The 4,188-nt window shown below is 60.4% G+C and carries 5 protein-coding genes and 1 pseudogene; 5 read left to right on the top strand and 1 reads right to left on the bottom strand.

The window, feature by feature from the left end; translation table 11 throughout:
• Window positions 1-381: SDR family NAD(P)-dependent oxidoreductase (locus tag BG61_RS37795; protein WP_035943322.1), on the bottom strand; the 381-nt coding region annotated here is incomplete at its 3' end.
• 304 nt (window positions 382-685) lie between these two features.
• Here BG61_RS37795 and BG61_RS41125 point away from each other — a divergent pair.
• The 5 genes and pseudogenes from BG61_RS41125 to BG61_RS43820 all read left to right on the top strand — a co-directional run.
• Window positions 686-1,208: pseudogene (locus BG61_RS41125) on the top strand (CinA family protein).
• 150 nt (window positions 1,209-1,358) lie between these two features.
• The gene (locus BG61_RS37790; RefSeq protein WP_035943320.1) at window positions 1,359-2,249 is read left to right on the top strand and encodes a DUF72 domain-containing protein; all 891 of its coding nucleotides are present in this window, start codon (window positions 1,359-1,361) and stop codon (window positions 2,247-2,249) included.
• A gap of 446 nt (window positions 2,250-2,695) precedes the next feature.
• Window positions 2,696-2,935 (top strand): hypothetical protein, encoded by a 240-nt coding sequence (locus tag BG61_RS37785; RefSeq protein WP_035943318.1) that lies wholly within the window; start codon window positions 2,696-2,698, stop codon window positions 2,933-2,935.
• 481 nt (window positions 2,936-3,416) lie between these two features.
• Window positions 3,417-3,638 carry a response regulator transcription factor gene (locus tag BG61_RS44795; protein WP_193788610.1) on the top strand — a complete coding sequence of 74 codons (222 nt, stop codon included), beginning with the start codon at window positions 3,417-3,419 and terminating at the stop codon, window positions 3,636-3,638.
• 347 nt (window positions 3,639-3,985) lie between these two features.
• The coding region (locus BG61_RS43820) for an Hsp20/alpha crystallin family protein (RefSeq protein WP_206540640.1) at window positions 3,986-4,188 on the top strand (203 nt) is incomplete at its 3' end.

Here is a 4,188-nt window from a genome sequence, read left to right as displayed (position 1 = left end):
GAGCACGTCGATGCGCCCGAACGCCTCGACCGTCTTCGCCACCAGCGCGCGGCAGTGCGCGCGGTCGGTGATGTCGCCGGGCAGGACGAGCGCGCGGCGTCCCGCCTCCTCGACCCAGCGCGCAGTTTCCTTCGCGTCGTCGTGCTCGTCGAGATACGAGATCGCGACGTCCGCGCCCTCGCGCGCGTATGCGATCGCCACCGCGCGCCCGATGCCGCTGTCCGCGCCCGTGATCAGCGCGGCCTTGCCGGCAAGACGCCCGCTGCCCCGATAGCTCTTTTCGCCGTGGTCCGGTTGGGGGTTCATCGGCGCGGTCAGGCCAGGCTGCCGGTCCTGCTGCTGGTCCGGCAGCGGCGGCGCTGGAATAGAATGCGTCGTCATATCGGTCCTCCATCGTTGTTTCGTTTTCTAAATACGGAGATGTCGTATGCTGCTTCAGCAATCGGCAGGCCAGCCTGATCCGGCGCGCGCGTGGAAACCGAATTCCGACTTTGTCCACTGTCGCGCGGTGGTATGAGACTTGCTGCGCAGAAGGCAATCAGTGTTCGACGGGCCCGACAGGGCGCGCGATGGCTTAAGCAAGTCCGCTCGATCCAGACGACGAGACCGTACCCGGTACAGCTCGCTAACGCCGGCGGGCTCCTGCGGGTCCGTTTTTCTGGCCACTTCACGAACAGCCCACGCGATGAACATTCCGCGCGATGCAGTAGGCTTCCTCACCCTCAAGAGGGCTCAAGCTTGCCACGGCCGAATCCTGCACCGCCGGGCAAATCGCTTCGATGCTCGCGGAGGTTCCAGGAAGCGGTGGTTGCTTGGACGTCGGGTTTGTCGCGTATTCGCCGTCGGGAAAGGCTGGGTTTCTCGGCGTGCCGCAGGAAACCATGGATCGTTTCGGCCTCACCAGCGAGGAAGTCTCCCGCGAGATGTCCGAAGGGACGCTAGCTCAGGAAGCATGTGCCGCAGACATCGCAGTCGCCAACACAGGTGCCGCAGACAGGTCTCGTTCCGGAGGGCCGCCCGCAGGAATTCAATGCTTCGCATGGAGTTTCCGCGGATACCACGGCAAGGTGCTTACAGTTAGCGAGACAAAAAGATTCAGCGGCGAACGAAGCGAGAATAGATATACCGCAGCACTGTATGCACTGTCTCGCATCCCGCAGCTTTTCAATTCGCTAAGTGTGGTCAGGCGTTCTCAGGAGCGGCGATGAGCATATACGCTCATTTCGCGTCGACGGCAGCCGTATGGCGAGCGAAACTCGCGCTTGAATTGTTGCGCAGTGTGCTAGCGCCAAGCCGCTACAGTCCAGCCCGCGCTGGCGAGAATTTTCGGCGCAGCGCAGATTGAGGAAGCACCCGCTATGGTCCGCATTGGCATCTCGGGCTGGCGCTATGACGGATGGCGCCGCGTCTTTTACCCGCCCCGACTTCCGCAGGTGCGGGAATTGGAGTTCGCCTCTCGCGAAGTGAACACTATCGAGATCAACGGATCTCACTACTTGCTGCAGTCGCTCGAAAGCTATCGCAAGTGGTACGATGCCACGCCGTCCGGCTTCGTATTCGCAGTGAAGGGACCGCGCTATCTCACGCACATGCTGCGTTTCCGAGACGAGTCAGCGCGGTCCGCGATCGCGAATTTCTTTGCCTCCGGGGTGCTCGCGCTTGGCGAGAAGCTGGGGCCATTCCTCTGGCAGTTTCCTGCGACATACTCATTCCAGCCGGACCGCTTCGATGCATTCCTAGCGTTTCTGCCCCGAACGCTCAACGAAGCCGCAAGCCTTTCTCGGCACCACGATTCAAGAGTGAAGACGCCCTGGTTTGATGTATCGGGACGCGGGCGGCTGCGGCATGCAATCGAAATTCGACACTCGAGCTTTTGCACAGCCGAGTTTGCGCGCCTTTTGCGGAAGTACCGCACCGCGTTGGTGGTGTCCGACTCCGTGGCGGGATGGCCGCACTTGGAGGACGTAACTGCCGATTTCGTCTACTTGCGCCTGCACGGCACAGAGACGCTTTACGGGGGCTCGTACAGCGAAGATGCGCTCGCACACTGGGCAAGCCGCATCCAAATGTGGGCGGCGGGAGGGCAGCCAGACGACGCCGCCCTAATTTCGAAGGTGCAACCGGCCCGACGCTCAAGCCGGGATGTTTTTTGCTATTTCGACAACGACAAAAAAGTGCAGGCGCCGTTCGATGCGCGCAGGCTAATGAAACTCGTTGACGCGAGGGCCGAAGAACGCCCGCCAACCTGAAGAGACGCACGTCCCTGAAAGCACAGGGCGTTTCCACTGTCCCGCGCAGGGCGGGCTTACGCAATTGCAAGGCCCGTTATCGCCTACGTCGCTCGCTTTGTCGGGCGCGCCGCAATTCTTTGGCTGCGCTGCATGTAGGTCTCCACGGCTCGTACCAGGCGGTATCGGGCGATCCGCATCTTGCCGTCAGGGGAACTGCGGCTTGTATCTCGGGGTTCGAGTTGCGGTCCGATTTTCTCGGAGTGTGAATGCGCCGCGACGCACCAAACTTCGCGCGCATCCCCTTCCGAATTCGTGGCGACGCCTTTTTTCGAAATTGCGATCGAGAATGCATTTGAGCACCGCCATGACTTCCCGGTTGGTGCGGTGCTTTTCGACCCATGCTTACGCAGGAGCGCTTGATGCTTCATCACTCGAACCATACATCTTCAGTGAGGCGGAAAGCTATGACGACGATCAGTGCAGCACGCATCTCAGATAGCGAAGTGAAAGTCGATGGAACCATTTATGCGTTCGAATCGAAAGGTACCGCCGATGCGTTTCAGCAATGCCTCGGCCCCGATCCCGTCGACGTGTGCGCGCGCAATCATCCGCCGCTTTCCACGCGCGTAGCATCCACGGACAGTGGCCCCCCCGAAAGTGAGCCGGGCAGCATCATCTCGCCGTCGCTAGGCGGGATGCCCTGAAGTGCATCGAGGTCAGACCATAGGTGCTTCGAAACATTGAAGCGACAGGAACACTAACCGATCTGAGAGGATCAGGTGGACAGCGAGTCCTTGGCCGGTGGCATTTCGCTTATCCGGAGCATCGGGGCGGCGTGCTCCCGGAAACGCGCTTTCTTAAGGAGATACCGGCCGCCCTTCAGAAGATCGGCAGCTACGGCTTTCCACGAGTGCATCTTCTGTTTGTGTACCACGGGCGCAAAAGCCAGCGGCGAGCCGGCCCAATGGAGCGCCGAAATCGCGCGTGACGGGATTGCTTGTGCCGATATACGTCAGTCGGTAGCGGTCCGTGGCGTCGCATGGCTTCGGGAACATGCTGAATATCAGACAAGGAATCGCGACCTGACCGTTCGAGGCGTTGAGCTTCGCTCTCGAGCCGGCATCCGCTCTCCCGTTTAGCGGCGCTCGGGTCCGCATCGCAAAGTGATTAAGGGTGGGATGTGTTATGCGCATTTTATTCGTCGAGGATGAGCCTCCGCTCGCTGACGCTTTCGCAGCTATCGCGGTTTCAATTGGTCACGACCCCGACGTCGCGCATGACGGCCAATCCGCACTCGCGCTGACTTCTGCAAACACATATGACGCTATTTTCCTCGATATAGGACTTCCGGACGGCGACGGTCGCGAGCTTTGCCGTTGCCTTGTCGGGGCGAGCAAATCTAAATGACGCCGAGCTGGAAATGTTCGACGGATATCTGCTGAAGCCGGTTTCGCAGGAGACCTTGGAACATGCCATAAGAGGGTGTTGAAGTGAGGATTAGCGAGCGGAATGTATTTTCAGCGTGCTTACTGAATCGGCGAAGCCGCAGCCGAGCTTCTGCGCGAGCAGCAGTCCGTATCTCAAATCGCACCGCCTTCGAAATTGGATTCACGGTGGGCGTGATTTGATAGGGCGTGCGACTGAAAACAGATTGCGAAGACGACCTCGAGTTCCGCGCGCAGATCCGATCGTCCGCTATCGTGGTACCAACGAACAGGCCTTGTCCCCGCGAAGAACCACCTCTTTCGACACGCATGAGCGCCATATTGTTTTCAATGGCGGGTCGGGCGACCTCTGCCATCCTGCCTGACGTCTCGGCCGGAAAGCCGCGCGGCGAGCGCAGCCGAACGCGATGCTTGCCGAGCGCGCCGCAGAATGATCTGCTGCCCCGGACGGCCGACTCCGACAAGGTGCAGGCGCGCTATACCGTCGGCTGCCTGACGATCAGCGTCGGCAA

Origin of the sequence: Caballeronia glathei, from assembly GCF_000698595.1 — a bacterium.
Lineage (GTDB): Bacteria > Pseudomonadota > Gammaproteobacteria > Burkholderiales > Burkholderiaceae > Caballeronia > Caballeronia glathei.
Note: the sequence above shows the minus strand (reverse complement) of the source record. Positions and strands in the feature narration are given on the sequence as shown.